Source organism: Novosphingobium sp. DS6-6 (assembly GCF_057784975.1).
The window spans coordinates 230,959-257,296 of the sequence record NZ_JBYNTS010000001.1; the positions used below are offsets into that span (position 1 = coordinate 230,959).

Annotated in this window: 27 protein-coding genes and 2 riboswitches; of the genes, 9 read left to right on the forward strand and 18 right to left on the reverse strand. The window is 65.4% G+C overall.

Annotated elements, in window-relative coordinates; all coding sequences use genetic code 11:
• Positions 1–25 precede the first annotated feature (25 nt).
• Together AC3EDY_RS01095 and AC3EDY_RS01100 are read left to right on the forward strand one after the other, a co-directional pair.
• Positions 26–955, forward strand: a complete 930-nt coding sequence (locus AC3EDY_RS01095) for an ROK family protein (RefSeq protein WP_488570598.1) — start codon at positions 26–28, stop codon at positions 953–955.
• A 284-nt stretch (positions 956–1,239) separates the two neighbouring features.
• On the forward strand, positions 1,240–2,283 hold the full coding sequence (locus tag AC3EDY_RS01100) for a LacI family DNA-binding transcriptional regulator (protein ID WP_488570599.1): 1,044 nt from the start codon (positions 1,240–1,242) through the stop codon (positions 2,281–2,283).
• A 158-nt stretch (positions 2,284–2,441) separates the two neighbouring features.
• Here the strand turns inward: AC3EDY_RS01100 and AC3EDY_RS01105 are convergent, their stop codons facing one another.
• On the reverse strand, positions 2,442–3,812 hold the full coding sequence (locus AC3EDY_RS01105; RefSeq protein WP_488570840.1) for an MFS transporter: 1,371 nt from the start codon (positions 3,810–3,812) through the stop codon (positions 2,442–2,444).
• Positions 3,813–4,077: 265 nt separating this feature from the next.
• Here AC3EDY_RS01105 and AC3EDY_RS01110 point away from each other — a divergent pair, with 265 nt between their 5' ends.
• On the forward strand, positions 4,078–4,899 hold the full coding sequence (locus AC3EDY_RS01110; RefSeq protein WP_488570600.1) for a winged helix-turn-helix domain-containing protein: 822 nt from the start codon (positions 4,078–4,080) through the stop codon (positions 4,897–4,899).
• A 495-nt stretch (positions 4,900–5,394) separates the two neighbouring features.
• A complete protein-coding gene (locus AC3EDY_RS01115) occupies positions 5,395–6,894 on the forward strand; it encodes a TadA family conjugal transfer-associated ATPase (RefSeq protein WP_488570601.1) in 1,500 nt (499 codons plus the stop codon).
• 27 nt (positions 6,895–6,921) lie between these two features.
• Here the strand turns inward: AC3EDY_RS01115 and AC3EDY_RS01120 are convergent, their stop codons facing one another.
• The gene (locus tag AC3EDY_RS01120) at positions 6,922–7,152 is read right to left on the reverse strand and encodes a hypothetical protein (RefSeq protein ID WP_488570602.1); all 231 of its coding nucleotides are present in this window, start codon (positions 7,150–7,152) and stop codon (positions 6,922–6,924) included.
• A gap of 204 nt (positions 7,153–7,356) precedes the next feature.
• Here AC3EDY_RS01120 and AC3EDY_RS01125 point away from each other — a divergent pair, with 204 nt between their 5' ends.
• Positions 7,357–7,461, forward strand: coding sequence for an entericidin A/B family lipoprotein (locus tag AC3EDY_RS01125; RefSeq protein ID WP_488570841.1), 105 nt, complete (start codon positions 7,357–7,359; stop codon positions 7,459–7,461).
• A 92-nt stretch (positions 7,462–7,553) separates the two neighbouring features.
• On the opposite strand, the gene gcvPB is transcribed toward AC3EDY_RS01125, so the two are convergent.
• From gcvPB to AC3EDY_RS01190, 13 genes are all read right to left on the reverse strand, one after another.
• Positions 7,554–9,116 carry an aminomethyl-transferring glycine dehydrogenase subunit GcvPB gene (gene gcvPB, locus AC3EDY_RS01130; RefSeq protein ID WP_488570603.1) on the reverse strand — a complete coding sequence of 521 codons (1,563 nt, stop codon included), beginning with the start codon at positions 9,114–9,116 and terminating at the stop codon, positions 7,554–7,556.
• Positions 9,113–10,471, reverse strand: a complete 1,359-nt coding sequence (gene gcvPA, locus AC3EDY_RS01135) for an aminomethyl-transferring glycine dehydrogenase subunit GcvPA (RefSeq protein ID WP_488570842.1) — start codon at positions 10,469–10,471, stop codon at positions 9,113–9,115. The genes gcvPB and gcvPA overlap by 4 nt, the downstream gene beginning before the upstream one ends.
• Before the next feature lie 4 nt (positions 10,472–10,475).
• The gene (gcvH, locus tag AC3EDY_RS01140; RefSeq protein WP_488570604.1) at positions 10,476–10,847 is read right to left on the reverse strand and encodes a glycine cleavage system protein GcvH; all 372 of its coding nucleotides are present in this window, start codon (positions 10,845–10,847) and stop codon (positions 10,476–10,478) included.
• Positions 10,844–12,016 (reverse strand): glycine cleavage system aminomethyltransferase GcvT, encoded by a 1,173-nt coding sequence (gene gcvT / locus AC3EDY_RS01145; protein ID WP_488570605.1) that lies wholly within the window; start codon positions 12,014–12,016, stop codon positions 10,844–10,846. The genes gcvH and gcvT overlap by 4 nt, the downstream gene beginning before the upstream one ends.
• Before the next feature lie 32 nt (positions 12,017–12,048).
• Positions 12,049–12,173, reverse strand: a riboswitch (glycine riboswitch).
• Position 12,174: 1 nt separating this feature from the next.
• Positions 12,175–12,282: riboswitch (glycine riboswitch) on the reverse strand.
• Positions 12,283–12,320: 38 nt separating this feature from the next.
• On the reverse strand, positions 12,321–13,013 hold the full coding sequence (locus tag AC3EDY_RS01150) for an NAD(P)H-binding protein (RefSeq protein ID WP_488570606.1): 693 nt from the start codon (positions 13,011–13,013) through the stop codon (positions 12,321–12,323).
• On the reverse strand, positions 13,006–14,190 hold the full coding sequence (locus tag AC3EDY_RS01155) for a deoxyguanosinetriphosphate triphosphohydrolase (RefSeq protein ID WP_488570607.1): 1,185 nt from the start codon (positions 14,188–14,190) through the stop codon (positions 13,006–13,008). The genes AC3EDY_RS01150 and AC3EDY_RS01155 overlap by 8 nt, the downstream gene beginning before the upstream one ends.
• Positions 14,187–14,882: an aspartate/glutamate racemase family protein gene (locus tag AC3EDY_RS01160; RefSeq protein ID WP_488570843.1), complete on the reverse strand. Its 696-nt coding sequence runs from the start codon at positions 14,880–14,882 to the stop codon at positions 14,187–14,189. The genes AC3EDY_RS01155 and AC3EDY_RS01160 overlap by 4 nt, the downstream gene beginning before the upstream one ends.
• Positions 14,883–14,992: 110 nt before the next feature.
• A complete protein-coding gene (locus AC3EDY_RS01165) occupies positions 14,993–15,313 on the reverse strand; it encodes a hypothetical protein (RefSeq protein WP_488570608.1) in 321 nt (106 codons plus the stop codon).
• Positions 15,314–15,320: 7 nt separating this feature from the next.
• The gene (locus AC3EDY_RS01170) at positions 15,321–16,745 is read right to left on the reverse strand and encodes an NAD(P)(+) transhydrogenase (Re/Si-specific) subunit beta (RefSeq protein WP_488570609.1); all 1,425 of its coding nucleotides are present in this window, start codon (positions 16,743–16,745) and stop codon (positions 15,321–15,323) included.
• Positions 16,745–17,029 carry a proton-translocating transhydrogenase family protein gene (locus AC3EDY_RS01175; RefSeq protein WP_488570610.1) on the reverse strand — a complete coding sequence of 95 codons (285 nt, stop codon included), beginning with the start codon at positions 17,027–17,029 and terminating at the stop codon, positions 16,745–16,747. Before AC3EDY_RS01175 ends, AC3EDY_RS01170 begins: the two co-directional genes overlap by 1 nt.
• Before the next feature lie 4 nt (positions 17,030–17,033).
• Positions 17,034–17,447, reverse strand: a complete 414-nt coding sequence (locus AC3EDY_RS01180; RefSeq protein WP_488570611.1) for an endonuclease domain-containing protein — start codon at positions 17,445–17,447, stop codon at positions 17,034–17,036.
• Positions 17,448–17,513: 66 nt separating this feature from the next.
• Positions 17,514–18,644 carry an NAD(P) transhydrogenase subunit alpha gene (locus AC3EDY_RS01185; RefSeq protein WP_488570612.1) on the reverse strand — a complete coding sequence of 377 codons (1,131 nt, stop codon included), beginning with the start codon at positions 18,642–18,644 and terminating at the stop codon, positions 17,514–17,516.
• A 3-nt stretch (positions 18,645–18,647) separates the two neighbouring features.
• Positions 18,648–18,770 carry an aa3-type cytochrome c oxidase subunit IV gene (locus AC3EDY_RS01190; protein ID WP_488570613.1) on the reverse strand — a complete coding sequence of 41 codons (123 nt, stop codon included), beginning with the start codon at positions 18,768–18,770 and terminating at the stop codon, positions 18,648–18,650.
• 143 nt (positions 18,771–18,913) lie between these two features.
• Here AC3EDY_RS01190 and AC3EDY_RS01195 point away from each other — a divergent pair, with 143 nt between their 5' ends.
• On the forward strand, positions 18,914–20,332 hold the full coding sequence (locus tag AC3EDY_RS01195; protein WP_488570614.1) for a sigma-54-dependent transcriptional regulator: 1,419 nt from the start codon (positions 18,914–18,916) through the stop codon (positions 20,330–20,332).
• Positions 20,333–20,393: 61 nt separating this feature from the next.
• On the opposite strand, the gene folP is transcribed toward AC3EDY_RS01195, so the two are convergent.
• The 3 genes from folP to rnhB all read right to left on the reverse strand — a co-directional run bounded on the left by folP (position 20,394) and on the right by rnhB (position 23,495).
• Entirely contained in the window at positions 20,394–21,506 is a 1,113-nt protein-coding gene (gene folP / locus AC3EDY_RS01200; protein WP_488570615.1) for a dihydropteroate synthase, read from the reverse strand.
• Positions 21,507–21,516: 10 nt separating this feature from the next.
• Positions 21,517–22,638, reverse strand: a complete 1,122-nt coding sequence (locus tag AC3EDY_RS01205; protein ID WP_488570844.1) for a DNA methyltransferase — start codon at positions 22,636–22,638, stop codon at positions 21,517–21,519.
• 227 nt (positions 22,639–22,865) lie between these two features.
• A complete protein-coding gene (rnhB, locus tag AC3EDY_RS01210; RefSeq protein WP_488570616.1) occupies positions 22,866–23,495 on the reverse strand; it encodes a ribonuclease HII in 630 nt (209 codons plus the stop codon).
• Between the two features lie 10 nt (positions 23,496–23,505).
• Here rnhB and AC3EDY_RS01215 point away from each other — a divergent pair, with 10 nt between their 5' ends.
• From AC3EDY_RS01215 to dapD, 3 genes are read left to right on the forward strand one after another with little or no spacing between them, the layout of a single operon-like run.
• Positions 23,506–24,657 (forward strand): PQQ-dependent sugar dehydrogenase, encoded by a 1,152-nt coding sequence (locus tag AC3EDY_RS01215; protein WP_488570617.1) that lies wholly within the window; start codon positions 23,506–23,508, stop codon positions 24,655–24,657.
• A gap of 59 nt (positions 24,658–24,716) precedes the next feature.
• Positions 24,717–25,394 (forward strand): pyrimidine 5'-nucleotidase, encoded by a 678-nt coding sequence (locus tag AC3EDY_RS01220; RefSeq protein WP_488570618.1) that lies wholly within the window; start codon positions 24,717–24,719, stop codon positions 25,392–25,394.
• A 43-nt stretch (positions 25,395–25,437) separates the two neighbouring features.
• Entirely contained in the window at positions 25,438–26,274 is an 837-nt protein-coding gene (gene dapD, locus AC3EDY_RS01225; protein WP_488570619.1) for a 2,3,4,5-tetrahydropyridine-2,6-dicarboxylate N-succinyltransferase, read from the forward strand.
• Positions 26,275–26,338: the final 64 nt, after the last annotated feature.

Here is a 26,338-nt window from a genome sequence, read left to right on the forward strand (position 1 = left end):
TTCGAAAACCAACAGGGAGAGAACGATGCCCCCCGCCCCGCGAACCGGCACTCCCTTGATCGGCGCGATCGAGGCGGGTGGAACCAAGTTCATCGCCGCGCTCGCCACCTCCGGGGGCGACATCCTGACGCGAACGCGGATCCCCACGCAGACCCCTGAAACCTGTTTTCCAGCGCTTGCCGATTTCTTTGCTCGCGCCCGAAACGAGCATGGCCCGATCGCGGCCTTCGGCATTGCCAGTTTCGGCCCGATCGACATCGATCCCGCCTCGCCCGCCTATGGCACCTTCACCACCACGCCCAAGCCGGGCTGGCAGGGCGCGCGCTTTCACGATGTGCTGGGCCGGTTCGGCGCGCCCATCGTCGTCGATACCGATGTCAACGGCGCGTGCCTTGGCGAATGGATGAAAGGCGCGGGCCAGGGCTGCCGCACGCTGGCCTATACCACGATCGGCACCGGGATCGGCACGGGTGTGGTCGGCAACGGCCGCCCGCTGATGGGCATCTCGCATTTCGAAAGCGGGCATATCATGCCTCCCCGCGATCCCGGCCATGATCCCTTCCCCGGGTCCTGCCCTTATCACGGCGATTGCCTGGAAGGGCTGGCATCCGGCCCGGCGATCGAAAAGCGCTGGGGCAGGAGCCTCGACCAGCTGGCGGACGATCCCATCGCGATCGACCTGATCGGCGGCTATATCGCGCACCTGGCGGCCAGCCTGGTGCTGCTGCACATGCCCGATCGCCTGATTTTCGGCGGCGGGGTGATGAAAGCGCCCGGGCTTATCGCATCGGTGCGCCGTCAGACGCAGGCCAGGCTCAACGGCTATGTTCGCCATCCCCGCCTCGACCCTGGCCTTGAAACCTACATCGTCACGCCCGGCCTGGGCGACGATGCCGGCATCACCGGGGCGATCGCGCTGGGGTGCCAGGCCTTGGCGGCAAGCCAGCCGGGCTGACAGGGCGGGTCTGCCCTAATCTTGTCTGATTGTTTGACAGCGGACCAGGACCGGTAGCGGACCGTAGCGGCAATCGTCCGGCTAGGCATGGCAATATGCTCCACTGCAGTGGTTTGAAATGCATCGATCCATGCTTCTGCAAAGGATTGCAGAGCCACGCGGCGGATTGTTGCGCGATGTGGCAGACGTGCATCACCCGACCAGCCGCACGGTGTCTGTTTTTGCGATGGAGCGGCCATGCGGGTGTCCTTGCTTTCGGGTTCCCGCCAGTTAAAAGCAGCGGCATGAGCGATGCCACCAACGACAAGACCGCGCGAGAAGGCAAGCCCCGCATCCGCAATATCGCGGAACTGGCGCGCATGGCGGGCGTTTCGGCCGGCACGGTTTCGCGCGCGCTGGCCGGCAAAAGCCTGGTCAATGTCGAAACACGCGAGCGTATCCAGGCGATCGCCCGCGATCACGGCTTCCGCCCCAACCAGATGGCCCGCCGCCTGCGCACGCAGCGCACGGGCGTGATCGGCGTGGTCATTCCACTGGGTCACGAACGGCGCCAGCACATCTCCGATCCGTTCTTCATGACGCTGTTCGGCCATCTGGCCGATGTCCTCACCGAAAGTGGGCACGATCTCATGCTGTCGCGCGTCATTCCGGGGGATGACGAATGGCTGGATCGCATCGTCGATTCCGGCATGCTCGACGGCGCGCTGGTGATCGGCCAATCCAACCAGATGGAAACGATCGACCACGTGGCCGGACGGTATCTGCCGCTTGTGGTGTGGGGCAGCCATCGCCCTGGCCAGATCCATTGCACGGTGGGCACCGACAACCGCCTGGGCGGCCGCATGGCGGCACAGCGACTGCTCGATCAGGGCAAGCGCAACCTAGTGTTCTTTGGCGATCCCGGCGCCCCCGAGATTGCCGATCGCCTGGCCGGCGCACAGGAGGCAGTGCGCGCATGCGCGGGCGCGAGCGATCTCAAGGCCTGTTCCACCCACCTGTCGAACGACGAACTTCCCGAACAGGTGGCCGGGCATCTCGACCGCCTGGGCCGCAGTGTCGATGGGATCGTCTGCGCGTCGGACGTGATCGCCATGACCACTTTGCGCATCCTGCACGAACGCGGCATACGCGTACCGCACGATCTGGGCGTCATCGGGTTCGACGATCTGCCCGTTGCCACCCATACCGTTCCTCGGCTGACCACCGTGCGCCAGGACATTGCCGGCGGGGCACGGCTGATGGTCGAAATGCTCACGCAGCGCATTGCCGGGGTTGCAACCCCGTCCACGGTAATGGTCCCCGAACTGGTCGTGCGCGAAAGCGCCTGACGCAGCCGCGCGTCGGGCTCAAGCCGCGAGCGGCCCGGTCTCCCGCGAACGCCGGATGGAACACCGGTGCCGGCACGCCGCCGAACCGGCCGCGACGTGGAATATGGCGACGCTCTGGGCGTTGATCGGCGGCAGCGGCGGGCCGGCAAGGGGCTGGCTCATGCGCTGGCCCCGGCGAGACGCTGTGCCTGCGGGCGACCCTCGCGCACCCATAAGACCGAACATGCCGCCGCGATCAGCAAGCCGCCGCACAGCGAAAGCATGTGACCCGGATCGTTATGCAGCACATGGGCATAGACGCCAAAGCCCAGCTTGACGAAGCCCAGGTCAAGCTCGCTCATCACCACCGCGAACAGCAACATGGGGATCACGATCATCATGTTGAAAATGCCCATGTAAACACCAGTGCGTGCGGGCGGGATGGCATTGGCGACAATCGCGTAGGGATTGCCCATGATGCTGCCCCAGGCCAGGCCCACGCCCACCGCCGGCACGAACAGCAGGGCCTTTTCGGTCACATGCGGCAGCGCCAGCATGCCAAGGCCGCCGGCCATCAGGCACAACGCGTGCAGCGGGCCCGGCCCGATCCGGCGCACCAGAGGCACCATGGCAAAGGCCGCCAAGAACGAAATGCCGTTATGGAATGCGGCCATTTCCCCGTTGGCCAGCACCGCGCTGTGAAAGGCGGAACTGTGCGCGTCGGCCGTATGATAGACGCCCCGCGCGATCGCGTAGGTGACATAAAGCCAGTAACCCGACATGGCAGACCACTGGAACAGGCTCATCAACCCCAGCTTGCGCATGGCCATGGGCATGACCCGCATGGCATCGGCGATTTCGGCAAGCGCGGCACCAAGGCCCTTGGGCGCGGCGGCGATGGCCGCGCGTTCCTGCGCGGTCAACGGCAGTTCCGGCACGCGCCACACCGACCACAGGATCGTCGCCAGCGACAGCACTGCCCCGAGCATGAACACCACCCGGACGGTATAGGGAACGCCGTGGGCATCTACCCAGTCCTGGTTCATCCCCAGCCCGACGAGCACCGACGGTGTCAGGAACGCCAGCATCTGGGCAAGGCCGGTAAACGCGCTTTGCGACAGGAAGCCGGTCTGCCGCTGCCCGGGATCGAGGCGGTCGGACACATAAGCCCGGTAGGGTTCCATCGTGATGTTGTTGCCCGCATCGAGCAACCACAGCAGCGAGACCGCCATCAAGAGGGATGACGACAGCGGCATGAACAGCAGGCCCAGCGCGCACAGCACCGCACCGATCAGGAAATAGGGCGTGCGCCGCCCCCAGCGCCCTGCCGTGCGATCGGACAGCACCCCGATCAGCGGCTGGATCAGCAGGCCGGTGATCGGGCCAGCCAGGGTGAGCAACGGCAACTGCGCCTCGTTCGCCCCCAGATAGCTGTAGATCGGGCCCATGTTGCCCTGCTGAAGCCCGAAACTGAATTGCAGGCCCAGGAAACCCAGGTTCATTTCCAGAATGCGGCGCAACGACAAGCGGGGCCTTGCCGGCTCCGGCATGGCGGCCTTGCCAGGACCAGGCCCCGCTTTGGCCGGATTGCCGGCAATCTCCATCGCGCTCTCCCCGCGGACTTCACAGGCCCTTCGCCATCACCATGACACAGAGTTCAAGGGGTTACAACAATCGATTGCATCAGCATCTGCCGGTCGCGACACGAAGGACGCGCAAGTCGCAAGAAAAAGAAATCTCGGGCGAAGGGTTTTACTCTGCCACCCGTTAGGCGGGTGTCCCTCTCCCTCCCCTCTCACCGATGGACCCCGACGAATGGCCCTTGCAAACCCCGAACTCCGCCACAATCCCAACGCCGGCCTGCGTTTTGCCCGCAACGACGCCGTGTTGGCAGCCTCTGCGTCAGCCGGCAGCTATGAGCCTGCGCTTCACCGCAAGCATGAGTCGCGCATTGCCCTGCTCGATGAAGACCAGCAAACCCGCGACATGCTGCGCGAGTATCTGGAAGGCCAGGGCATGCATGTCATATCTGTGGCCGACGGCACCGAGCTGCGGCAGCTTGTGGCGCTGGAGCCGATCGACGCGGTAATTCTCGACGTCATGGCGCGCGGCGAAGACTCGCTCGGCCTGCTGCGCGAAATGGCCGAACAGCCCGGTACGCCGCCGGTCATGCTGCTTTCGGCTGCGGCCAGCGACGTCGATCGCATCGTGGGCCTGGAACTGGGCGCCGACGATTACCTGGGCAAGCCGTTCAACCCGCGCGAACTGCTGGCCCGCCTGCGCGTGGTGCTGCGCCGTGGCCATGTCGCCAGCGCCCGCGCCGCCGCATCGCCAGGGCTGACTTTCGCCGGCTGGATGCTCGATCCCACGTTCTATGTGGTGCGCGACCCTGCCGGGCGTGACGTCGATCTGACCAGCGGCGAATTCAAGCTGCTGCATGCGCTGGCCATGCACGCGGGCCATGTCGTCAGCCGCGAGGCGCTGCTGCGCCTGGTGCACGGTGACGAGGCCGAAGCCTTTGACCGGGCCATCGACGTTGCCGTTTCGCGCCTGCGTGCCAAGCTGGTGCGCCATGGCGGCGGCGCGCTGATCCGCACGGTGCGCGGCGAAGGCTATCTTTTCGCGGCGCGGATCTGACCAAGCCAGCTCCCGGCCTCATGTCCGCACCGTCACCGCCGCGGGGCGGTGCGGACATCGAAGTCCGCAGGCTTGCTGGCGATTCATCGCAAAAACCGGCCATTGCAAAAGCCGGGTCATTGCAAAAATCGAGAAAGGGCCGCGTTCTCCACCAGCGCGGCTTTGTTCCATCCCATCCGCGCCGGCGCAGCGTTGTCGAAGCAGGCGTGGATCGTGCGTGACAGATCGGGTGCAAGGCCACGACATCGCGCCCGCCTCTGCTTTTGGGCACGGGGTGGTGCCATTCGATCCGTGCGCCCCGGGGCCGGTCGCACAGTCAGCACCAGTCCTGATCCCCGCCCGGCATCGGGATAACCAATCCTTTACCTCTCTGTCGGACCTTTTGTGCCACTTTAGGAAATCCTGAAGGTTTCGCCCGTATTCGTTACGGGCACCAGGCTGGCCCATGCCATCGCCTGGACAGGCCTTGATCGAACGAGTTGACAGGAAAGACGCATGAGCGCTTTTGGCCGAAAGACAGGTTTGGGCGGAACTGCTGCCGCACGCCCCTCGTTCGGTGTGGCACGCCCCATGAAAGCGGGCGAGCCGGCCAATTCCGTACCTGTAGGCCTTGCCGAATCGCCGCCGCTGCCCGGCGCGAACGATCACATGGGGCCCAAGCACGCCGATGCCATGAACCGCCTGGCGGAACGCAGCAACGGCGTGGTGGACGGCAGCTATCACGCCGAAGGTTTCGAAGCCTCGGTTCACAAGATCAAGGAACAGGTGCTGCCGCGCCTGCTCGAGCGAGTCGATCCCGAAGCGGCCGCCACGCTGACCAAGGACGAGTTGTCGGAAGAATTCCGCCCGATCATCATGGAAGTTCTGGCGGAGCTGAAAGTCACGCTGAACCGGCGCGAACAGTTCGCGCTGGAAAAAGTGCTGATCGACGAATTGCTGGGCTTCGGTCCGCTGGAAGAGCTGCTCAACGATCCCGACGTGTCGGATATCATGGTCAACGGGCCGGAGCAGACCTATATCGAAAAGAGGGGCAAGCTGCAGATCGCCCCGATCCGCTTTCGCGACGAAAGCCATCTTTTCCAGATTGCCCAGCGCATCGTCAACCAGGTGGGGCGCCGTGTCGATCAGACGACGCCGCTGGCCGACGCACGCCTGAAGGATGGCAGCCGCGTCAACGTGATCGTCCCGCCGCTGTCCCTGCGCGGCACCGCGATTTCCATCCGCAAGTTCTCCGAAAAGCCGATCACGCTCGACATGCTGCGCGATTTCGGCTCGATGAGCGAAAAGATGTGCACCGCGCTCAAGATCGCGGGCGCCTGCCGCATGAACATCGTCATTTCCGGTGGTACGGGTTCGGGCAAGACCACCATGCTCAATGCCCTTTCGAAGATGATCGACCCCGGCGAGCGCGTACTGACGATCGAAGACGCAGCCGAACTGCGCCTGCAACAGCCCCACTGGCTGCCATTGGAAACCCGCCCGCCGAACCTGGAAGGCCAGGGCGCCATCACGATCGGCGATCTGGTGAAGAACGCCCTGCGCATGCGCCCCGATCGCATCATCCTGGGCGAAATTCGCGGCGCGGAATGCTTTGACCTGCTGGCGGCCATGAACACCGGCCATGACGGCTCGATGTGCACGCTGCACGCCAATTCCCCGCGGGAATGCCTGGGCCGCATGGAAAACATGATCATGATGGGCGACATCAAGATCCCCAAGGAAGCCATCAGCCGGCAGATCGCCGAATCGGTCGATCTGATCGTCCAGGTCAAGCGCCTGCGCGACGGTTCGCGCCGCACCACCAACATCACCGAAGTGATCGGCATGGAAGGCGACGTGATCGTCACCCAGGAGCTGTTCAAGTTCGAATATCTGGATGAAACCGAAGACGGCAAGATCATCGGTGAGTTCCGGCCTTCCGGCCTTCGCCCCTATACGCTTGAAAAAGCTCGTCAATTTGGTTTTGACCAAGCCTATCTCGAGGCTTGCCTGTAAAACCTGCGGCCCGGTGGCCAGAGCGGTTCAGCCAAGGGCGGTGCGCAACGCGCCGCCCAGCAGCACGCAGGCCAGAAAAAAGCTCAGCACAAAAATCAGCGTCCACGGCATGCAGCCCACGCGATCAGGATCGTGCCGCATCTGCCGTCGCCGCTCGGCCAGCCATGCCCAGACGGCGATGGCCAGCAAAGCGCAACCGGCCGCCGCAATGCCCTGCCAAGGGCCTGGCCAATCGATCGCGCGCCGGAATTCACTCATCGGCGGCGCATGCCGGCTCTTCGCGCAGGGCGCAAGCGTGACATGCCGCATGGCGCTGCACCCGCCGCCGTCCGCCTCCGGCAGCGCGGAACCGTGCGCATGCTGATACGTTCTGAGCGGGTTCGGAAAGGCGGCGAAGCCCGTCGCTTATCCCCTAAGGAACGGAGCATTGGCATGATGCGCAGGATCATCATCGCGGCGGCCATGGGCGGTCTGCTGCTGGGCACCACGGCTTGCAACACCGTGAAGGGTGCTGGCCGGGATATCGAATCGGTCGGCAAGGCCGGGTCTGACGCGATCAACAAGTAAGCTGTCGCTTTGCACCGGCTGGCTCGCGTCGATTGAAAAGGCGTGGCGGGATTTTTCTCCGCCACGCCTTTTTCATCACGGGGTCAAAGCTTTCAGGTGTGTTGCGGGGTCCATGCCAGGCGCGGCTTGCGGGCGGCACGGGTTTCGTCCACGCGCCGGCGCGGGGCAAAATGCGGCGCGCTTTTCAAAGCCGCATCGCCTGCCCGCGCGCGGATGGCCAGGCTTTCCATCGCGGCGATGAACTGATCGATGCCGGCCTTGCTTTCTGTTTCGGTCGGTTCCACCAGCATCGCGCCATGCACCACCAGCGGGAAATAGACCGTCATCGGGTGAAAGCCTTCGTCGATCAGCCCCTTGGCCAGATCGAGCGTGGAAAAGCCTTCGGCAAAGCCTTCGTCGCTGAACAGCGCCTCGTGCATGCACGGCCCCGACGCACCGAACGGCGCGTCGAGCACGTGTTCCAGACGGCGCAGCACGTAATTGGCATTGAGCACGGCATCGCCCGATGCCTGAGCCAGGCCGTCTGCGCCGTGGCTCAGAATATAGGCCAGGGCGCGGGTGAACATCCCCATCTGGCCATGGAACGCGCACATCCGCCCGAACGCGCCTGGCGCCAGACCGGCGCCGTCGGCCTCTTCCACCAGGCGCAGCGTGCCATCGCCGCTTCGCGCCACGAAAGGCAACGGTGCGAACGGGGCAAGTGCCGGCGAAAGAACCACCGGCCCGGCGCCCGGCCCGCCGCCGCCATGCGGTGTCGAAAAGGTCTTGTGCAGGTTGATGTGCATGGCATCCACGCCAAGATCGCCCGGTCGCACCCGGCCGACGATGGCGTTGAAATTGGCGCCGTCGCAATAGACATAGCCACCGGCGCCATGCACGGCATCGGCGATGACCTTGAGATCGCGTTCGAACAGGCCGCAGGTGTTCGGATTGGTGATCATGACCCCGGCGACATGTGGCCCCAGCTTTGCCAGCAGCGCGGCCGTATCGATGCGGCCATCGGCCGAGGCCGGGATCGCTTCGACTTTGAAGCCGGCAAACGCGGCGGTCGCGGGGTTGGTGCCGTGCGCGCTTTCAGGCACCAGGATCACCTCGCGCCGATCGCCACGTGCATCGAGCGCGGCACGGATTGCCAGAAGGCCGCAGAGTTCGCCATGGGCGCCGGCCTTGGGCGTCATCGCCACGGCGGCCATGCCCGTCAGCTTGATCAACCAGTCGGCCAGTTGCTCGATCACCTTGAGTGCGCCCTGCACCGTCGCCACGGGCTGAAGCGGATGCACATCGGCAAAACCAGCCATGCGCGCCACCTTTTCATCAAGGCGCGGGTTATGCTTCATCGTGCAACTGCCCAGCGGAAACAGCCCCAGGTCGATCGCATAGTTCTGGCGGGACAGGCGCGTGTAGTGGCGCACGGCTTCCGGCTCGCTCAGCCCGGGCAGGTCTACCGGACGGTCACGCAGGGCGAGGGCCGCCAGCGGCGATCCCGGCACCGCATCGAAATCGACGCCGCAATGATCGTTGCGGCCCACTTCGAACAGCAGCGGTTCTTCCAGATGGAGCGCCCGGTTGCCGGTCACCGTTTCGGGCACTTCGTCCAAGGCGCGCGTCCGTTCGCCCGGTTCGGGCCGCCACCCTGCAGGATTGAGAACGGTCATGCCAATTCCTCCGCAAGCGCTGACGCCAAGGCCGCGATATCATCCTCGCGCGTCAATTCGCTGGTCGCCACGACCAGCGCATTGGCCAAGGCCGGTTCGGCGGGAAAAAGACGCGACAACGGCACGCCGGCCAGCACCCGCCGCACTGCCAGGGCATCCACCACGTCGGCCGCCGCGCGCGGCAGGATCACCGTGAATTCGTTGACATAAGTCTGGTTGACCAGCGAAACGCCGGGAACCCCGGCCAGGGCCTGGGCCGCCTGCACCGCACGCAAATGGCTGGCACGCGCCATGCTGGCCAGCCCCTTCCCGCCCAGCAAGCTCAGGTGAATACTGAACGCCAACGCACAAAGCCCTGAATTCGTGCAGATATTGCTTGTCGCCTTTTCGCGCCGGATATGCTGCTCACGCGTGGAAAGGGTCAGGACGAATGCCCGCTTGCCATCGGCATCGACCGTTTCGCCGCAGAGCCGGCCCGGCATCTGCCGCACGAACTTTTCGCGGCAGCCGAACAGCCCCAGGTAGGGGCCACCGAACTGCAGGCCGACGCCCAGGGACTGGCCTTCGCCCACCACGATGTCGGCGCCCAGCGTGCCGGGGCTTTCGATCAGGCCGAGGGCCACCGGCTCGGTCACCACGGCTACCAGCAGCGCGCCATGGGCCTGCGCCGCAGCGGCAATGCGCGGCAGATCGGGAATACGGCCCAGCACATCGGGATATTGCACGAGCACGCACGAGGTTTCGGCGTCGATCGCGGCGATCAGCGCTGCATCGTCGGGCGCAGCCGTCAGTTCAGGCAGGGCGGTGATCAGCATGTCGCCGGTGAACCGCGCCATCGTCTGCGCCGTGCGGACATAATGCGGATGCAGGCCGCCCGAAAGCACCGCCCGGTTGCGGCGGGTGATGCGCCCGGCCATGGCAATCGCTTCCCAGCAGGCGGTGGAACCGTCGTAAAGCGAGGCATTGGCCACGTCGGTGCCGAACAGGCGCGCGACCTGGGTCTGGAATTCGAACAGAACCTGCAAGGTGCCTTGCGCGATTTCGGGTTGATAGGGGGTATAGGCCGTCAGGAACTCGCCGCGCTGGATCAGGTGATCGACGCTGGCGGGCACGTGGTGGCGATAAGCGCCTGCCCCCAGGAAGAACGGCACCTGGCCGGCGGCAAGGCTTTCGGCCGAAAGCCGCGCCATGTGCCGTTCCACCGCCATTTCGCTTGCATGGCCGGGCAGACCGGCAATCGGGCCGGCAAGCCGTGCCTCGGCCGGCACATCGGCAAACAGGGCATCGACATCGGGAACCCCGATCGCCGCAAGCATCGCGCCGCGATCGTGATCGCTCAAAGGAAGATAGCGCACGGTCTTACAGCCCCGCGACATGGGCGGCATAGGCCGCCTCGTCCATCAGCCCGGCCAGCTCCGCCGGATCGGCCAGCGCCATCCGCCACAGCCAGCCCTCGCTTTCCGGCGCGGAATTGATCAGCTCCGGCGCATCCTCCAAAGCCGGGTTGGTTTCGGTGACCTCTCCCGATACGGGCGCATAGACGTCCGAAGCCGCCTTGACCGAATCGACGACCGACGCGCTGTCACCCTTGGTGAGCGACGCGCCGACGAGAGGCAGCTCGACAAAAGTGATATCGCCCAGCTGGCCTTGCGCATAATCGGTAATGCCCACGGTCGCGGCACGGCCTTCGACCGCAATCCATTCATGATCGGCAGTGAAATAGCGGGTCATCGGACAGTTCCTTTGCGCACATAGCGGTGGGGGACGAAGGGAAGCGGGGCGACCGTGGCAGCAAGCGCCTTGCCGCGCACCGAAAGGGCAAGGCGTGTGCCGGGAGCGGCCAGCGCGGCTTCGACAAAAGCCATGGCGATCGGGCGTTCGAGACTGGGGGCAAACCCGCCGGATGTGACGACGCCGACGTCGCGGCCCTCGGCAAGCACGGCAGCCCCCTCGCGCGCGGCCATCCGGCCATCAATCAACAGGCCCACGCGGCGGCGCGCCGGGCCCTGGGCAAAGACCTGCGCCAGGCGGGCGGCGCCGGGAAAACCGGCATCGGCGACGCGGCGACGGGCGGGAATGGCAAATCCCAGATCGGCTTCCACCGGATCGATCGCCGGCGAAAGGTCATGGCCATAGAGCGGCAACCCGGCTTCGAGGCGCAGGGAGTCGCGTGCGCCCAACCCGATCGGTTTGACCTGTGGCTGCGCCAGCAGCGCATCGGCCAGTGCTTGGGCATGATCGGCCTGTACCGAAATCTCGAAGCCGTCTTCCCCGGTATAGCCCGAGCGGCTGACGCTCAGCGCGATGCCGTTCCACAGGAAAGTGGCGGCTTCCATGAACACCAGCGTATCGAGTGCGGAACCGGCATCGCTTGCCGGCACCAGGCCCAGCGCGCCCAGCGCCGAAGCGGCTTCGGGGCCCTGCAAAGCCAGCAAGGCATGCCCCGCCAGATGTTCGAGTGTCACGCCGTGCGCAAGGCGCGCGGCGATGTGGGCAATGTCGGCGTGCTTGGTGGCGCCGTTCACCACGATGTAGAAATGATCGCCGCGATTGGTGACGATCAGATCGTCGAGAATGCCGCCATGGTCATCGAGCAGCAGCGAATAGCGCTGCTTGCCGGGACCGAGCGTGGTGAAACCGCCGGGCAGCAGGCTTTCCAGCGCCTGCGCGGCATCGTCTCCCCGCACGACCAACTGCCCCATGTGCGACACGTCGAACAGCCCGGCGTGAGTCCGCGTCCACAGGTGTTCGGCCAGAATGCCCTCGTACTGCACGGGCATGTGATAACCGGCAAATTCCACCATCCGGCCACCGCGGGCACGGTGCCAGGCATCGAGCGGCAGCGGCAGGACAGCCGGCGTTAGGCTTGCAGGACAGGCAGGATCGTATGTGTCACTCACAAGTTTGAACTCCGCACAGAGACGCACCAGACGGTGCCCCCTCTGTCACGGAAACCTGAGAGCTTTCCCCCGCGCCGCTTCGCCGCGCATATCGGGGTTACCCCTTCGGTGGCCCCTCCTCCAGAATGAAGGCGGAGCGCTTTCCAGAGTGCCGCTATAGACCCCGTGCGGTCCGTTGGCCTGAGAGATTCCGGGGCGGTTGCTCCTTCGGCGCCGCTAACGCTTCACCTTGGCGAATCGATAGCGAACTCTCCCGCGCGGGTCAGCGACAGGATGTCTGTTTCGCGCAAGGCACGCGGAAAAGTCAACCGTTTGCCTGAGCCTTATTCTGCGCGGCGTTGTGGATTTCGCGATAGTGGTGGATGAAATGCCCGCTGGCCTCGGCCCGCGCCAGGGCCACGATCGCGCGGCCCACCGTGATCGAGGAGATGGAGCGATAGCGCGACAAGCCACCGGCCAGCGCCCAATCGATCCACGGCATGATGGCCATGGCCATCCGCTCGGCCGGTCGTGGCGCCCCATGGCGGGCGCCGCGCAACAGGCCGGGGCGCAGCACATCGAGCCGGGCAAAGCCCAGCGCGGCCAGGTCGCGCTCCACTTCGCCTTTTGTGGCAAGGTAGAATGCGCGGGCGGCCGGATCGGCGCCAAGGGACGAAACAAGGATGGCATGCTCCACCCCGCTGTGCCGCGCCGCGCGGGCGCAGTTCAGCGTCAACCCATGATCGATGGCCCGGAACGCCGCCCGATCTCCACCGACGGCCGCAATCGTGGTGCCCAGCGCCAGAACGATCGCTTTGGGCCGCGCGGCGGCGATCGCCTGCGGCCATTGCGCCGGATCGATCACCAGTTGCTCCATCTGCGCGCCGGGCGGCAACGGCGCGGCACGGCGGCCCAGCGCCACCATGCGCAAGCCGGGCCGGTCTACCGCGGCAGACAACACGGCCTGTCCGATCAGGCCCGTCGCCCCCGTCAGCAGCACGCGAACGGGATCAGACATTCTTGAGACCCTCGGGCAGGTGGCCGGTTACCCGGGCAAAGTTGTCGATGGCATAGCGATCGGTCATGCCTGCGATGAAATCGGCGATCACCCGGCTGCGCGCCGGCTCGTGGACAGCCACGCGGGCCTGCCAGGAGGCCGGCATCAGTGCCGCATCGGCGTGGAAGGCCGCAAACAGGGTCTCTACCACATGCCGCGCGCGGTCGGCCGCGGCCACTTGTTCCGGGTGCAGATAGAGCCGGGCATACATGAATTGCTTGAGCGTGCGTTCCTCGCGCCGCACCGCTTCGGAAAAACCGCAAAGCGCCCGCCCGGCAGCGCGCACCGCATCGGGGCTGTCGACCCCGCTTGCCGCAAGGCGGTGCCGGGTTTCCTCGATCACGTCGTTGACCATGCGCCCGATCTGCCCGCGCACCAGTTCGCGCAGCAGGCGTTCGCGCGGCGCATGGGGATGGCGCGCCTCGATCGCGTACCATTGATCGGCCACGAACGGCAGCGCCAGCAGATCGTCCAGCGTCAGAAAGCCGCCACGCAGGCCATCGTCGATATCGTGGTTGTCATAAGCGATATCGTCGGAAATCGCGGCGATCTGCGCCTCGAGCGAGGCATGGCTGGCAAGATCGAGCGGAAAGGCCGCATCGAGTTCGGCCAAGGCCCAGGGCGGCCGCGTCACCGGGCCGTTGTGCTTGGCCAGCCCTTCGAGAGTTTCCCAGGTAAGGTTGAGGCCGTCGTGTTCCACGTAAGGGCTTTCGAGCCGCATCAGCACGCGCAAGGTGTGGGCATTGTGATCGAAACCGCCGCAACCGGCCAGGGCTTCCTCGAGCGCGGCTTCGCCGGCATGGCCGAACGGAGGGTGCCCGATATCGTGCGCCAGGCACAGGGCTTCGGTCAGATCCTCGTCGGCGCCCAGTGCGCGGGCGATCACCCGGCCGATCTGCGCCACTTCCAGGCTGTGGGTCAACCGGACGCGGTAATGATCGCCATCGGGGGCAATGAACACCTGGGTCTTGTGGCGCAGACGGCGAAAAGCGATGGAGTGGATCACCCGGTCGCGATCGCGCTGGAAATCGCTGCGCGGCCCGCGCACGCCCCCCTGCCCCAGCGCGTGTTCGCGCCCGCGCGACGCGGCCGGATCGCAGGCCCAGGGCGCGCGCATCATCGCCAAGCCCGGGCTCATGCCGGGCCCAGGATCCAGTCCACCGCCGCCTCTGCATGAATGCGCGTGCCGTCATAGATGGGCAGCACGTTGGCATCGACATCGATGACCATGTCCAGCTCGGTACAGCCCAGCACCACGCCTTCCGCGCCGGCCTGGTCCATGCTGGTCAGCAACGTCTTGAACGTCCGTTCGGCCGATCGCGTGGCACGGCCCTGCATCAGTTCTTCGTAGATGATGCGGTCGATCTCTTCGACATTGTCCATCACCGGGGGCAGCAGCGTCACGCCATGGGCCACCAGCCGCTTGCGATAGAAGCTTTCCACCATGACGTTGCGCGATCCGATCAGAGCCGCGGTTTTCACCCCGTTGGCCTGCATCCGCGCGCCTACGGCATCGGCGATATGGATAACCGGCACCGCAATGGCCTGAGTCACCGCATCATAGACCTTGTGCATGGAATTGGCGCCGATCACGATGGCCGTGGCGCCGGCCGTTTCCAGGCGCCGCGCGCTGTCGGTCAGCACGGCCGCCGCGTGGGCCCATTCATGGGGCGTGGAAAGCTTCGCAAGGCCGGTGAAGTCCAGATTCTCGATGATCATCGGCGCACTCGCCAGCGCGCTGGTGCGAGCCTGGACCAACCTGTTGATATGTTCGTAATAAGTGCGGGTGGAGACCCAACTCATCCCGCCGATAAAGCCGATCTTGCGCAAACCGTGTCTCCTGCCGGTCAGTCCGTTCCGGTCGGCCACCAGCCTTAGGCAAGGCGCAGCCGCAGGTCCAGCAGGCGCGAGCACCAGTCCGCCCGCCGCCGCTGCACGTTTCAACGCTTTTCGGGAGCCAGTCCCAAGGTGCAGAGCGCGGCAGAGCTGACCGTCACGTCAACCAGTTGCGCATCATCGAGCCGCCGCACTGTCCAGACGTAATCGGCGAGCGTCCGCTTGGGCGCCTGCAGGGCCTCCAGCCGGCGCAATTGCCCGATGGACAGGCGGTCGGTCATCCGCTCGGCCATGCAGGCCGCATTGGCAGGTGAAAGCCCGGCGTTGACCAGCGCGGTGCGCACGCGGCCTTCGGCCAGCTTTGACACGCAAGCAGACGAAAGGACCGCCAGCGCGGCGACAAGAGCAAAAGCGCTGCGTTTCATGCCTGCCTCAGTGCTGCAACGCCTTGACGATGTCTTCGACCATCTTCTTGGCATCGGCCAGAAGCATCATCGTCTGGTCCATGTAAAAGACATCGTTGTCCACGCCCGAATAACCCACGCCGCCCATCGAACGCTTGACGAAGAAAATCGTCTTGGCCTTTTCCACGTCGAACACCGGCATGCCGTAGATCGGGCTCGATTTGTCGGTCTTGGCAGCAGGATTGACCACGTCGTTGGCGCCGATCACGAAAGCCACGTCGGCCTGCGCGAAATCCCCCTGGATGTCTTCCAGTTCAAAGACTTCGTCATAAGGGACGTTGGCTTCGGCCAGAAGCACGTTCATGTGCCCCGGCATGCGCCCGGCCACTGGGTGTATGGCATATTTGACGGTGACGCCGTTGGCCTTGAGTACGTCGGCCATCTCGCGCAGCACGTGCTGGGCCTGGCTCACCGCCATGCCGTAGCCGGGGATGATGATCACGTTCTCGGCTTCCTTCATCAGGAAGGCCGCGTCTTCGGCCGAGCCACGCTTCCACGGGCGCTGCTCCCTGGCGGCACCATCCCCGCTGGCTGCTTCTGCGCCGAAACCGCCGGCGATGACTGACAGGAACGAGCGGTTCATCGCCTTGCACATGATATAGGAAAGGATCGCCCCCGATGAGCCGACAAGCGCGCCCGTCACGATCATCGCGGTGTTCTGCAAGGTGAAGCCCATGGCGGCGGCGGCCCAGCCGGAATAGCTGTTGAGCATCGAGACGACCACCGGCATGTCGGCCCCGCCGATGGGAATGATCAGCAGAAAGCCGATGGCAAAGGCGAGAACGGTGATGGTGGCGATGACCCAGAGGCTTTCATCCTGGGTGAACCAGGCCACCAGGCCCAGAATCGCCATCAGGGTGGCAAGGTTGATCACGTGCCGTCCGGGAAGCAGGATGGCCGCACCGCTCATTTTGCCGGCCAGCTTCAGGAACGCGATGATCGAGCCGGAAAAGGTGATCGCCCCGATGGCGATGCCCAGGCCCATTTCCACCCGGCTCTGCGGCTCGATCAGCCCTTGGGCATCGAGAATGCCGAACGCATCCGGGTTGGCATAGGCGGCCAGGCCCACCATGACGGCGGCAAGGCCGACCAGCGAGTGGAATGCGGCGACGAGTTGCGGCATCGCCGTCATCTGGATGCGGCGGGCGATCAAGAAGCCGAGGCCACCGCCGATGGCGATGGCCACGGCGATTTCCGGCAGGCTGGCGATGGAATGGGTGACCAGCGTGGTCACCACGGCGATCGTCATGCCGATCATGCCATAGCGGTTGCCCGCCCGGCTGGTGCCCGGCGAAGAAAGCCCGCGCAGCGCCATGATGAACAGGACGCCCGAAACGAGGTAGGCCAGGCCCACCCAGGGGGAGGAAGCCCAGGAGGAGGAAGCGTGCTCCATCACTTCTTCTCCTTCTTCTTGTACATCGCGAGCATGCGCTGGGTCACGGCAAAGCCGCCGAAGATGTTGACCGAGGCCAGCACGACCGCGCCCAGCCCCAGCCACTTGGCCCACGACGATCCCGTCGCCGCCGATGCCACCAGCGCCCCCACGATGATGACCGAGGAAATGGCATTGGTGACGGCCATGAGGGGCGTGTGCAGCGCCGGCGTGACCGACCAGACGACGTAATAGCCGACGAAACAGGCGAGCACGAAAATGCTCAGGATCGATATGAAGTCCATGGTTTCAGATACCTTCAGATCCTCCCCCGACGGGGGAGGTGGCAGCCCGCAGGGCTGTCGGAGGGAGTGCGACGCGGCATGCGCTTACGATGGCCTGGGCAACTCCGTCGGGATCACGCAGGACGTCCATGGCCGGAATGCGAACGACACGCAAACCGATGCTTTCCATCCAGGCAGTTCGGCGTGCGTCTCGTTCGGGCCTAGGGCCCATGTCGTGGCCGACACCATCGATTTCGATGGCAACGCCCGAGGCTGCACAAAAGAAATCCGCGACGTAGCGTCCTACCGGGTGCTGACGCCTGATCTTTACGTCATCCGTGCAGCGCCGCAGACGCTGCCATAGTAAGACTTCCGGCAAACTCATCGTTTTGCGTAGGTTTCTGGCTTTCTTCAGTGCCGGCAAGCTATGATCGCGCATTAATCCCCCTCCACCACCCTGCGGGCGGTCCCCCTCCCCCGCCGGGGGAGGATCGCTCGCTCTGCGCTATCCCTGCAGCCTTTCATGGACGACCTGCCCGCCTTGGGTCAGGCGGATGGCGTTGCCGATTTCCGCGTCCAGCACCGGACGGCCTTGTTCCTTGTCCCAGAAAGCGGAGAGGAAATTGTAGAGGTTGCGCGAAAAGAGCGCTGATGCGTCGGCCGGCAGAAGCGCGGGCGTGTTGGCATAGCCGACGATCTTCACCCCGTGCCGTTCGACCACCTGGTCGGGCTCGCTGCCTTCCACGTTGCCGCCCTGCGCCACGGCCAGATCATAGATCACCGAACCCGGGCGCATCGTGGCGATCTGCGCATCGCTGATCAGGCGCGGCGCGGCGCGGCCGGGGATCAGCGCGGTGGTGATCACGATATCCTGCCTGGCGATGTGGCTGGACACCAGTTCTGCCTGCGCTTTCTGGTATTCCGGGCTCATTTCGGTGGCATAGCCGCCGGCGCCCTCGCCTTCTATCCCCGAAACGTTTTCGACGAAGATCGGCTTGGCGCCCAGCGACTGGATCTGCTCTTTGGTGGCGGAGCGGACGTCGGTGGCCGAAACCTGCGCGCCGAGGCGGCGTGCGGTGGCGATCGCCTGGAGCCCGGCAACGCCGACACCCATGATGAAAGCGCGCGCGGCGCTGACGGTGCCGGCAGCGGTCATCATCATCGGAAAGGCCCGGCCATAAAGATTGGCCGCCACCAGCACGGCCTTGTAGCCGGCAAGATTTGCCTGGGACGAGAGAATGTCCATCGACTGGGCGCGCGTGATGCGTGGCATGAATTCCATTGCCAAAGCTTCGAACCCGGCGGCGGCATAGGCATCGACGCGGGCGCGCTGCCCGAACGGATCGAGCGCGGCGACGATCCACGCGCCCGGTGCCGCACCTGCCACGCGTGCCGGATCCGGTCCCTGGACGCCCAGCACGATCTGCGCGCCGGCGACGGCGTCGGCACCGGCGATGGTCGCACCCGCCGCGCGGTAATCGTCGTCGGCAATGCCGGCGCCATGGCCCGCGCCGCTTTCCACCACCAGCACTGCACCCAGCGCCGCCAATTTGCGCACCGTTTCCGGCGTTGCGGCAACGCGGGTCTCTCCCGTCGCGCGTTCGGCAAGAACGGCGATCGTCAGGCTCTGGGTCATTCCTTACTGGATGATCAGCAGGACGAACGCGACGATAACCACGATTATCGGCACGGAAATCTTGATCAGAGAGATAAACCCTTCGTACGTTTCGCGCGCTGCCTTCATATCGTTGGCCGACGTCATTCTTGCTCACCCCTTGTTCTCGTACTTCCGTCTACCTTATCCCGGGGACGGGTGCCTCTCAAGGCCCATTACGGGGCTTGATTGTTTAATCAGCTTTTTACCAGAATTGCCTAAGCCAAGCACGTTGCAATGACGGGAAAACCATGGCCGACGCCAACGACCGCCTGCTGATGCTGATCGATGACGAGCCCGCCCAATGCCGGTTGATCACGGCACTGGCGGCCCGCGAAGGATGGCGCACGATCGTGGCCCGCGATTCCGAGACCGCGATCGCCACGCTCGGCACCCGGCAGGGCATGCAGCTTGGCGCGATCATTCTCGATCAATGGGTTCCGGGAGACGACGCCTGCGCGTTGATCGCCGAACTCAAAGCGCGGCGCCCGGCATTGCCGATCCTGATGCTGACCACCAGCGCTTCGCCCTTGCTCGCCGTGGAAGCCATGCGCGCGGGTGCCACCGATTACCTGATCAAGCCCGTCGCGCCGGATCGGCTGCTGCAGGCACTGCGCAGCGCGACGATGCGCGAGGCGCCGGTGGCCGAACTGCAGCCCCTGACAGAAAAGATCGGCACCACGCTGGATTTCGATTCGATGATCGGCGCGGCGCCGGCATTCCGTGCCGCCCTTGCCGTGGCCGCCAAGGCAGCGCGCACCCAGCAGACCGTGCTGATCGAGGGGGAAAGCGGCACCGGCAAGGAAATGCTGGTGCGCGCGATGCACGCCGCCAGCCCGCGCAGCAAAGCGCCGCTGCGCATCGTCAATGCGGGCGGCATTCCCGCCAACCAGATCGAAAGCGTGCTGTTCGGCCACGAAAAAGGCGCTTTCCCCGGCGCTTTCGATCGGCATATCGGCGCGCTTCAGCATGCCGATGGCGGCACGCTGGTGATCGACGAGGTTGACCGCCTTCCCGACCATGTTCAGGAACGGCTGGCCCAGTTCCTGAACCGGGGCGACGTGCAGCCGATCGGCGCGCGCCATTCGTTCCGCATCGACGTCCGCCTGCTGGTGTGCAGCAATGCCCCGCTGCGCGATCTGGCCGATGGCGGCTTCTATCATCCGCCGCTGGTCGACGCGTTGAGCGCCGTGCATGTGCAGTTGCCGGCCCTGCGGGAGCGGGCTGGCGACATTGCCGCCCTGGCGCGGCATTTCCTGGCGCGGATCGGCGAACAGCCGGGACTGCGCCCGCTGGGCATCACCGACGGGGCCCTTGCCCTGCTCAAGGCCTATGACTGGCCGGGCAATGTACGGCAATTGCAGGCCACCCTGTTTCGTGCCGCGGTGTTCTGCGATGCCGAAACGCTGACGGCGCAGGATTTCCCCAATCTCTCGACGATGGTGGGCGAAGCTCCGCGCAGCCCGGCGCCGATCAGCGACGGGGCGGGCGTGATGCTGTTCACGCCCGATGGCAACCTGCGCCCGCTGGAAGAGATCGAAGCCGACGTGATCCGCCTGGCCATCGGCCATTATCGCGGGCGGATGACCGAAGTGGCGCGGCGCCTGGGCATCGGCCGATCGACGCTCTATCGCAAGCTGTCGGAACTGGGGATCGACAACGCGGCCTGAGGCCTGGCCCCAGCCGGCTTGGACTCAGCCGGCTTGGACGCAACCGGCCGCGATGCCTGCTTCAGTCCGGGACTTGCGAAAAATCCATCAGCGCCGCATCGCGCAGGCCGCGCCACACGCGCATGGCCTGCACCGTTTCGGCCACGTCGTGCACACGCACGATCTGGCATCCCGCGTCGAACGCCCTGGCCGCCAGCAGCACCGATCCTGCCAACCGTTGATGCGTCGGGGCCTCGTTTGACAGCGCGCCGATCATGCGCTTGCGGCTGGCGCCGAACAGTATCGGCTGGCCCAGCGCATGAAACAAGGGCAAAGCATTGATCAAAGACAGGTTTTCCGCCAGCGTCTTGCCAAAGCCGATCCCTGGATCGAGCACTATCCGGTCTTGCGCGATGCCCGCGGCAATGGCCGCATCGCGCCGGGCACGCAGATCGTCGAACACGTCGAGCACGACATCGCCATAATGCCCGTCGGCGTGCAGATCCTGCGCACCGCCCGGTGCGTGCATCAGCACCACCGGCACGCCGCTGGCCGCGACGATTTCCGCGCTGCGCGGATCATGGCGCAGTGCCGAAACATCGTTGACGATGTGGGCGCCGGCGGCAAGCGCCGCGGCAATGACGGTGGAGCGGCGGCTGTCGATCGATATGGCGGCGCCCGCGGCGGCCAGCCGTTCGATCACCGGCACCACGCGCTTCAATTCATCCCCCTCCCAGACGGCGGCGGCATTGGGGCGGGTGGATTCGCCGCCCACGTCGATCAGGGCCGCCCCCGCCTGCAACATGCCGGCGGCATGATCGAGCGCCGCTTCCGGCTTGTCGAGGAACTGGCCGCCATCGGAAAAGCTGTCCGGCGTGACGTTGAGAACGCCCATGACCATGGGCTGGTCCAACCGCAGCACCCGTTCTCCGCAGCCGATCGGCGCGTGGCTTTTGCGCAGATTGTCCCATTGCGCGTGCGCCTCCTGCGCCAGGGCATCGGGCAGCGTGGCAATGGTGCTCGCAACCTCTGCCGCGCCGAGCACATGGCGTGAGACGATCCGGCCATCGGCGCGCACCATCAGGGCAAAGCGGCTGGCGCAGGCCAGGCCACCGGCCAGCCTGACGGTCTGCCCGCCATCGGCCTGGGGGCTTTCGCCCAGCACGATCGGGCGAAGATAGACGGTCCGGGTCATGCCCCTGCGATCAATCCTCCACCGCCAGCAGATAGCGCTGGCGCAGCACGTCGATCGGCGTGAGCGTGCCCTGGTCCATCACGTGCCAGAACGTCCACCCGTTACACGAAGCGGCGTCCTGCACTTTGGCACCCATGGCGTGAATGGAGCCGCTGTCCTGGCCCACGGCCACGCTGCCATCGGCGCGGACCACGGCCTGCCATCGGCGTTTCCGGTCTGCCAGCACCGTGCCGGGCACCAGCCAGCCGCTTTCGACCAGCGATCCGAACGGCACTTTCGGCGCACTGCGGCGGGATTGCATGGTCTGGAGTGCGCTTTCGTCGAGCGGCAAGGCCATCTCGATCCGTTCCTGCGCAACCGCGATGTAATCGTCTTCGCGTTCGCAGCCGATCCAGTTGCGGCCCAGGCGTTTGGCAACCGCACCGGTCGTTCCCGTGCCAAAGAACGGATCGAGCACCACGTCGCCCTTGCTGGTAGTCGCCAGGATCACGCGATAGAGCAAGGCTTCGGGCTTTTGCGTCGGATGCGCTTTGGCACCGCCGCGTTTGAGCCGCTCCTTGCCCGAACAGATCGGCAGCACCCAGTCCGAGCGCATCTGCAGTTCGTCGTTCAGCGTCTTCATCGCGCGATAGTTGAACGTGTACTTCGCCTTTTCGCTCTTGGCCGCCCAGATCAGGGTTTCGTGCGCGTTGGTAAAGCGGGTGCCCTTGAAATTAGGCATGGGGTTGGTCTTGCGCCAGACGATGTCGTTGAGAATCCAGAACCCCATGTCCTGAAGCATCGCCCCCAGGCGGAAGATGTTGTGATAGCTGCCGATCACCCAGATGGCACCGTCCGGCTTCAGCAGGCGATAGGCTTCGCTCAGCCATTCGCGGGTGAAGCGATCATAGACGGCAAAACTGTCGAACTTGTCCCAATGATCGGTCACGGCATCGACATGGCTGCCGTCGGGCCGGGCCAGATCGCCGCCCAGTTGCAGGTTGTAGGGCGGATCGGCGAAGATCATGTCGATCGACGCGGCCGGCAGCGCACGCATCAATTCGATGCAATCGCCCTTGAGGATGCGGTTGACGGGCAGCGCCACGGGCGTTGCCGTGCGGGCCGGCTTTCCCCGCAAGGGGCCGGTGCGCATCGTTGCTGCCGTGGTCATCATCATTCCTTCCGCTTGTGGCCGTGCCAGTGCGAATCTGAATCATCCAGTGCCTCTGGTCAAGGCGCGACTCGCCGACTAACCGCGAGTCGCGCCCTGCGGAAAGCAGAACGGAACGAGTCCGGAAGCCATATGTAGAGCCCTTGCGACCAGGGATGACTCAACATGTGGTAGGTTGTGCCCGACCGAAAATTATTTGACCGGGCCACCTACAGCAGCAGCAATTGCGCGACAGGCGCAAAACTGCGGCGATGCAAAGGCGTCGGTCCGTGCATGCGCAGCGCCGCAAGGTGCTCTGCCGTACCGTAGCCGACATTGCGGTCCCAGCCATAATGCGGGTGGATTTCGGCGGCGGCGCGCATCAGGCGGTCACGGTGTTCCTTGGCGATGATCGAGGCGGCCGAAATGCAGGGCTCGCTGCCGTCGCCGCCAACGATGGGGCGCGCGGGCCAGCACCATTCGGCCTGGCGCCCATGGGGCGTGAGATTGCCATCGACGCGCACTTCGCCGACCACTCCCTCGAACTGCGCCACGAGGGTCTTGACCGCCAGAGTCATGGCCAGCATCGTAGCGCCGAAAATGTTCATCCGGTCGATGTCTTCGGGCTCGACCACCCCCACCGACCAGACGCAGCCGGCCTTGATCCGGGTTTCCAGGTCAGCGCGGCGCCTGGCCGACAATTTCTTGGAATCGGCCAGACCTTCGGGCGGGCGACGGCCGAGCACGACGGCCGCGGCCACCACCGGGCCGGCAAGCGGGCCACGCCCGGCTTCATCGACACCGATGATGTACCCCGAAAAATGGGCGATCCTGGTGGCACAAGGCAAGGATTTGGGCATTGTATGCGGCATGAAAACGAAAACGATCCTCACCCTTCTATCGCCGCTTGCGCTGCTGGCCGCAAGCTGTGGTTCGCAAGCCCAATCCGGCGAGGCAACGCCCGAGCAGCGCGACGGCATCGTCATCACCGATCTGGCGCGGTTTGACGACCCCTGGGCACTGGCGTTCCTGCCGGGCCGGCCCGACGTGCTGGTGACCGAACGCACCGGCGCGCTCAAGCTGTGGCGCGAAGGCGGCCAAGCCCGGATCGTCGCGGGCACGCCCAAAGTGGATGCCGGTGGCCAGGGCGGCCTGGGCGACATAGTGCCGGCCCCCGATTTCGCGCGAAGCGGCCTGATCTACCTGACCTGGGTGGAAGCCGGGCCGCACGACACCCGCGGGGCTGCGCTTGGCCGGGCGCGGCTGGTCCTCGATCAGGGCGCGCCGCGCCTGGACGGCTTGGAGGTGATCTGGCGGCAGGTGCCCAAAGTGACCGGGCGGGGCCATTTCAGCCACCGCATCGCTTTTGCGCCGGACGGCAAGAGCCTGTTCCTGGCTTCCGGAGACCGGCAGAAGTTCACTCCCGCGCAGGACATGGAGGGCAATCTGGGCAAGATCCTGCACCTGACGCTCGACGGCCAGCCCGCGCCCGGCAACCCCTTTGCCGCGCGCGGCGGGGTGGCGGCGCAAGTGTGGACCCTGGGCCACCGCAACACCTTGGGATTGCAGTTCGATGCGCAAGGGCGGCTGTGGAACCTGGAACATGGCCCGGCCGGTGGCGACGAGATCAACCTGATCGAGCCGGGCAGGAACTATGGCTGGCCCCTGGTTTCCGATGGCGATCATTACGATGGCCGGCCCATTGCGCGCCACGCGACGCGGCCCGATCTGGCAGCGCCGGCGATCAGCTGGAACCCGGTGATCGCGCCGGGCGATTTCATCTTCTACTCGGGCAAGGCCTTTCCGCAATGGCGTGGCCAGGCGCTGATCACCGGGCTGGTCAGCAACGGCATCGTGCGGGTGGCCCTGGAGAAGGGGCCGGACGGGCGCATGGTCGGCCGGGAACTGGGGCGGATCGATCTTGGCACGCGCATTCGCGAGATTCGCGAAGCGGGCGACGGCACGCTATGGATCCTGGAAGATCGTAAGAACGCCCGGCTGAGGAAGCTTGCCCCGCGGTGAATTTGCAGGCAGGCGGCGTGGCCGTGCTCTCAACCAAGGGCCATGCTCAAGGATGACGAATGCCCTTTGATCCTTCGCGTGTCGATTGCTGGATATTTGATCTGGACAACACGCTGTACCCGGCCGAAACCTGTCTATTCGATCAGATCGACGTTCGCATGGGTGCCTACATCGCCGATCTGCTGGGCTGCGATCATGTCGAAGCGCGGCGTGTGCAGAAGATGTACTTTCACGATCATGGCACCACGCTTGCCGGTCTGATGCATTTTCACGGCGTCGATCCCTATGAATTCCTGGGCTATGTTCACGACGTGGACATGACGCCGCTGGCCTGCGCGCCGCGCCTCGCCCACCGGCTGATGCGCCTGCCGGGGCGCCGTCTGGTCTTCACCAACGGCGATGCCGCCTATGCCACGCGGGTGCTCGATGCTCTTGGCATCACCCACTGTTTCGAGGGCATGTGGGACATTCACGCGATGGAATACAAGCCCAAGCCAGAGCCATCGGCCTATCGCGGCATCGTCTCGGCGTTCGGCATCGATCCCGCGCGGGCGGTGTTTTTCGAGGATTCCGCGCGCAATCTCACGCCGGCGAAAGCTTTGGGGATGCAGACCATCTGGCTAGATTTCGGAACCGACTGGGGCGCCCGCGCCAGGGATGAAAGCGCCATCGACGAAACCATCGACGACCTTGCCGCGTGGCTCGATGCGCTTGCCGAGAACGACCGCCTGAGCTAGGCGCGCCGGGCAAAGGGAACGCCTATTTCGGGAGACATGACGCATGACCGCACAGCTGGAAGCCGCCATCGAGGCCGCGTGGGACCATCGCGCGGACGTGACGCCGGCAAGCGGTGATGTGCGCGCCGTGGTGGAACAGGCACTGGCCCTGCTCGATGCCGGCCAGGCGCGCGTAGCCGAAAAGATCGACGGGGAATGGCGCGTCAATCAGTGGTTGAAAAAGGCCGTCCTGCTTTCGTTCCGGCTGAACGACAACGCCGTGGTCGAAAACGGTGCCGGCGGCGCCCCGGCGTTCGACAAGGTGCCCAGCAAGTTCGAAGGGTGGGACGACGCGGCCTTTTGCGCGGCCGGTTTTCGCGTGGTGCCGGGCGCGGTGGCGCGCCGCGGGGCGTTCATCGGCAAAGGCGTGGTGCTGATGCCCAGCTTCACCAATATCGGTGCGTTCGTGGACGAAGGCACCATGATCGATACCTGGGCCACTGTCGGATCGTGCGCGCAGATCGGCAGGAACGTGCATATTTCGGGCGGCGCGGGGATCGGTGGCGTGCTGGAACCGCTTCAGGCCGGGCCGGTGATCATCGAGGACGGCGCGTTCATCGGTGCGCGTTCGGAAGTGGCCGAAGGCGTGATCGTGGGCGAAGGGGCTGTCCTGTCGATGGGCGTGTTCCTGGGCGCGAGCACCAGGATCGTCGATCGCGCGACCGGCGTGGTGCACATCGGCCGCGTTCCGCCCTATGCGGTGGTTGTCCCTGGCGCGCTGCCCGGCAAACCCTTGCCCGATGGCACCCCCGGCCCCTCGCTCTATTGCGCGGTGATCGTAAAGACGGTCGATGCGCAGACCCGCAGCAAGACCGGCATCAACGAGTTGCTGCGGGACTGAGCGCGGAACACGCGGCTTCTCCGAACGTAGAACCGGAAAGGGCATGCCAGGCATGCCCACCCGC

Excerpts from the sequence above, each read along its gene's own strand:
- AC3EDY_RS01095 (WP_488570598.1), top strand. The coding sequence starts at position 26 with ATGCCCCCCGCCCCGCGAACCGGCACTCCCTTGATCGGCGCGATCGAG.
- AC3EDY_RS01100 (WP_488570599.1), top strand. The coding sequence starts at position 1,240 with ATGAGCGATGCCACCAACGACAAGACCGCGCGAGAAGGCAAGCCCCGC.
- AC3EDY_RS01105 (WP_488570840.1), bottom strand. The coding sequence starts at position 3,812 with ATGCCGGAGCCGGCAAGGCCCCGCTTGTCGTTGCGCCGCATTCTGGAA.
- AC3EDY_RS01110 (WP_488570600.1), top strand. The coding sequence starts at position 4,078 with ATGGCCCTTGCAAACCCCGAACTCCGCCACAATCCCAACGCCGGCCTG.
- AC3EDY_RS01115 (WP_488570601.1), top strand. The coding sequence starts at position 5,395 with ATGAGCGCTTTTGGCCGAAAGACAGGTTTGGGCGGAACTGCTGCCGCA.
- AC3EDY_RS01120 (WP_488570602.1), bottom strand. The coding sequence starts at position 7,152 with ATGAGTGAATTCCGGCGCGCGATCGATTGGCCAGGCCCTTGGCAGGGC.
- AC3EDY_RS01125 (WP_488570841.1), top strand. The coding sequence starts at position 7,357 with ATGGGCGGTCTGCTGCTGGGCACCACGGCTTGCAACACCGTGAAGGGT.
- gcvPB (WP_488570603.1), bottom strand. The coding sequence starts at position 9,116 with ATGACCGTTCTCAATCCTGCAGGGTGGCGGCCCGAACCGGGCGAACGG.
- gcvH (WP_488570604.1), bottom strand. The coding sequence starts at position 10,847 with ATGACCCGCTATTTCACTGCCGATCATGAATGGATTGCGGTCGAAGGC.
- AC3EDY_RS01150 (WP_488570606.1), bottom strand. The coding sequence starts at position 13,013 with ATGTCTGATCCCGTTCGCGTGCTGCTGACGGGGGCGACGGGCCTGATC.
- AC3EDY_RS01155 (WP_488570607.1), bottom strand. The coding sequence starts at position 14,190 with ATGAGCCCGGGCTTGGCGATGATGCGCGCGCCCTGGGCCTGCGATCCG.
- AC3EDY_RS01165 (WP_488570608.1), bottom strand. The coding sequence starts at position 15,313 with ATGAAACGCAGCGCTTTTGCTCTTGTCGCCGCGCTGGCGGTCCTTTCG.
- AC3EDY_RS01170 (WP_488570609.1), bottom strand. The coding sequence starts at position 16,745 with ATGGAGCACGCTTCCTCCTCCTGGGCTTCCTCCCCCTGGGTGGGCCTG.
- AC3EDY_RS01175 (WP_488570610.1), bottom strand. The coding sequence starts at position 17,029 with ATGGACTTCATATCGATCCTGAGCATTTTCGTGCTCGCCTGTTTCGTC.
- AC3EDY_RS01180 (WP_488570611.1), bottom strand. The coding sequence starts at position 17,447 with ATGCGCGATCATAGCTTGCCGGCACTGAAGAAAGCCAGAAACCTACGC.
- AC3EDY_RS01185 (WP_488570612.1), bottom strand. The coding sequence starts at position 18,644 with ATGACCCAGAGCCTGACGATCGCCGTTCTTGCCGAACGCGCGACGGGA.
- AC3EDY_RS01190 (WP_488570613.1), bottom strand. The coding sequence starts at position 18,770 with ATGACGTCGGCCAACGATATGAAGGCAGCGCGCGAAACGTACGAAGGG.
- AC3EDY_RS01195 (WP_488570614.1), top strand. The coding sequence starts at position 18,914 with ATGGCCGACGCCAACGACCGCCTGCTGATGCTGATCGATGACGAGCCC.
- folP (WP_488570615.1), bottom strand. The coding sequence starts at position 21,506 with ATGACCCGGACCGTCTATCTTCGCCCGATCGTGCTGGGCGAAAGCCCC.
- AC3EDY_RS01205 (WP_488570844.1), bottom strand. The coding sequence starts at position 22,638 with ATGCGCACCGGCCCCTTGCGGGGAAAGCCGGCCCGCACGGCAACGCCC.
- rnhB (WP_488570616.1), bottom strand. The coding sequence starts at position 23,495 with ATGCCCAAATCCTTGCCTTGTGCCACCAGGATCGCCCATTTTTCGGGG.
- AC3EDY_RS01215 (WP_488570617.1), top strand. The coding sequence starts at position 23,506 with ATGAAAACGAAAACGATCCTCACCCTTCTATCGCCGCTTGCGCTGCTG.
- AC3EDY_RS01220 (WP_488570618.1), top strand. The coding sequence starts at position 24,717 with ATGCCCTTTGATCCTTCGCGTGTCGATTGCTGGATATTTGATCTGGAC.
- dapD (WP_488570619.1), top strand. The coding sequence starts at position 25,438 with ATGACCGCACAGCTGGAAGCCGCCATCGAGGCCGCGTGGGACCATCGC.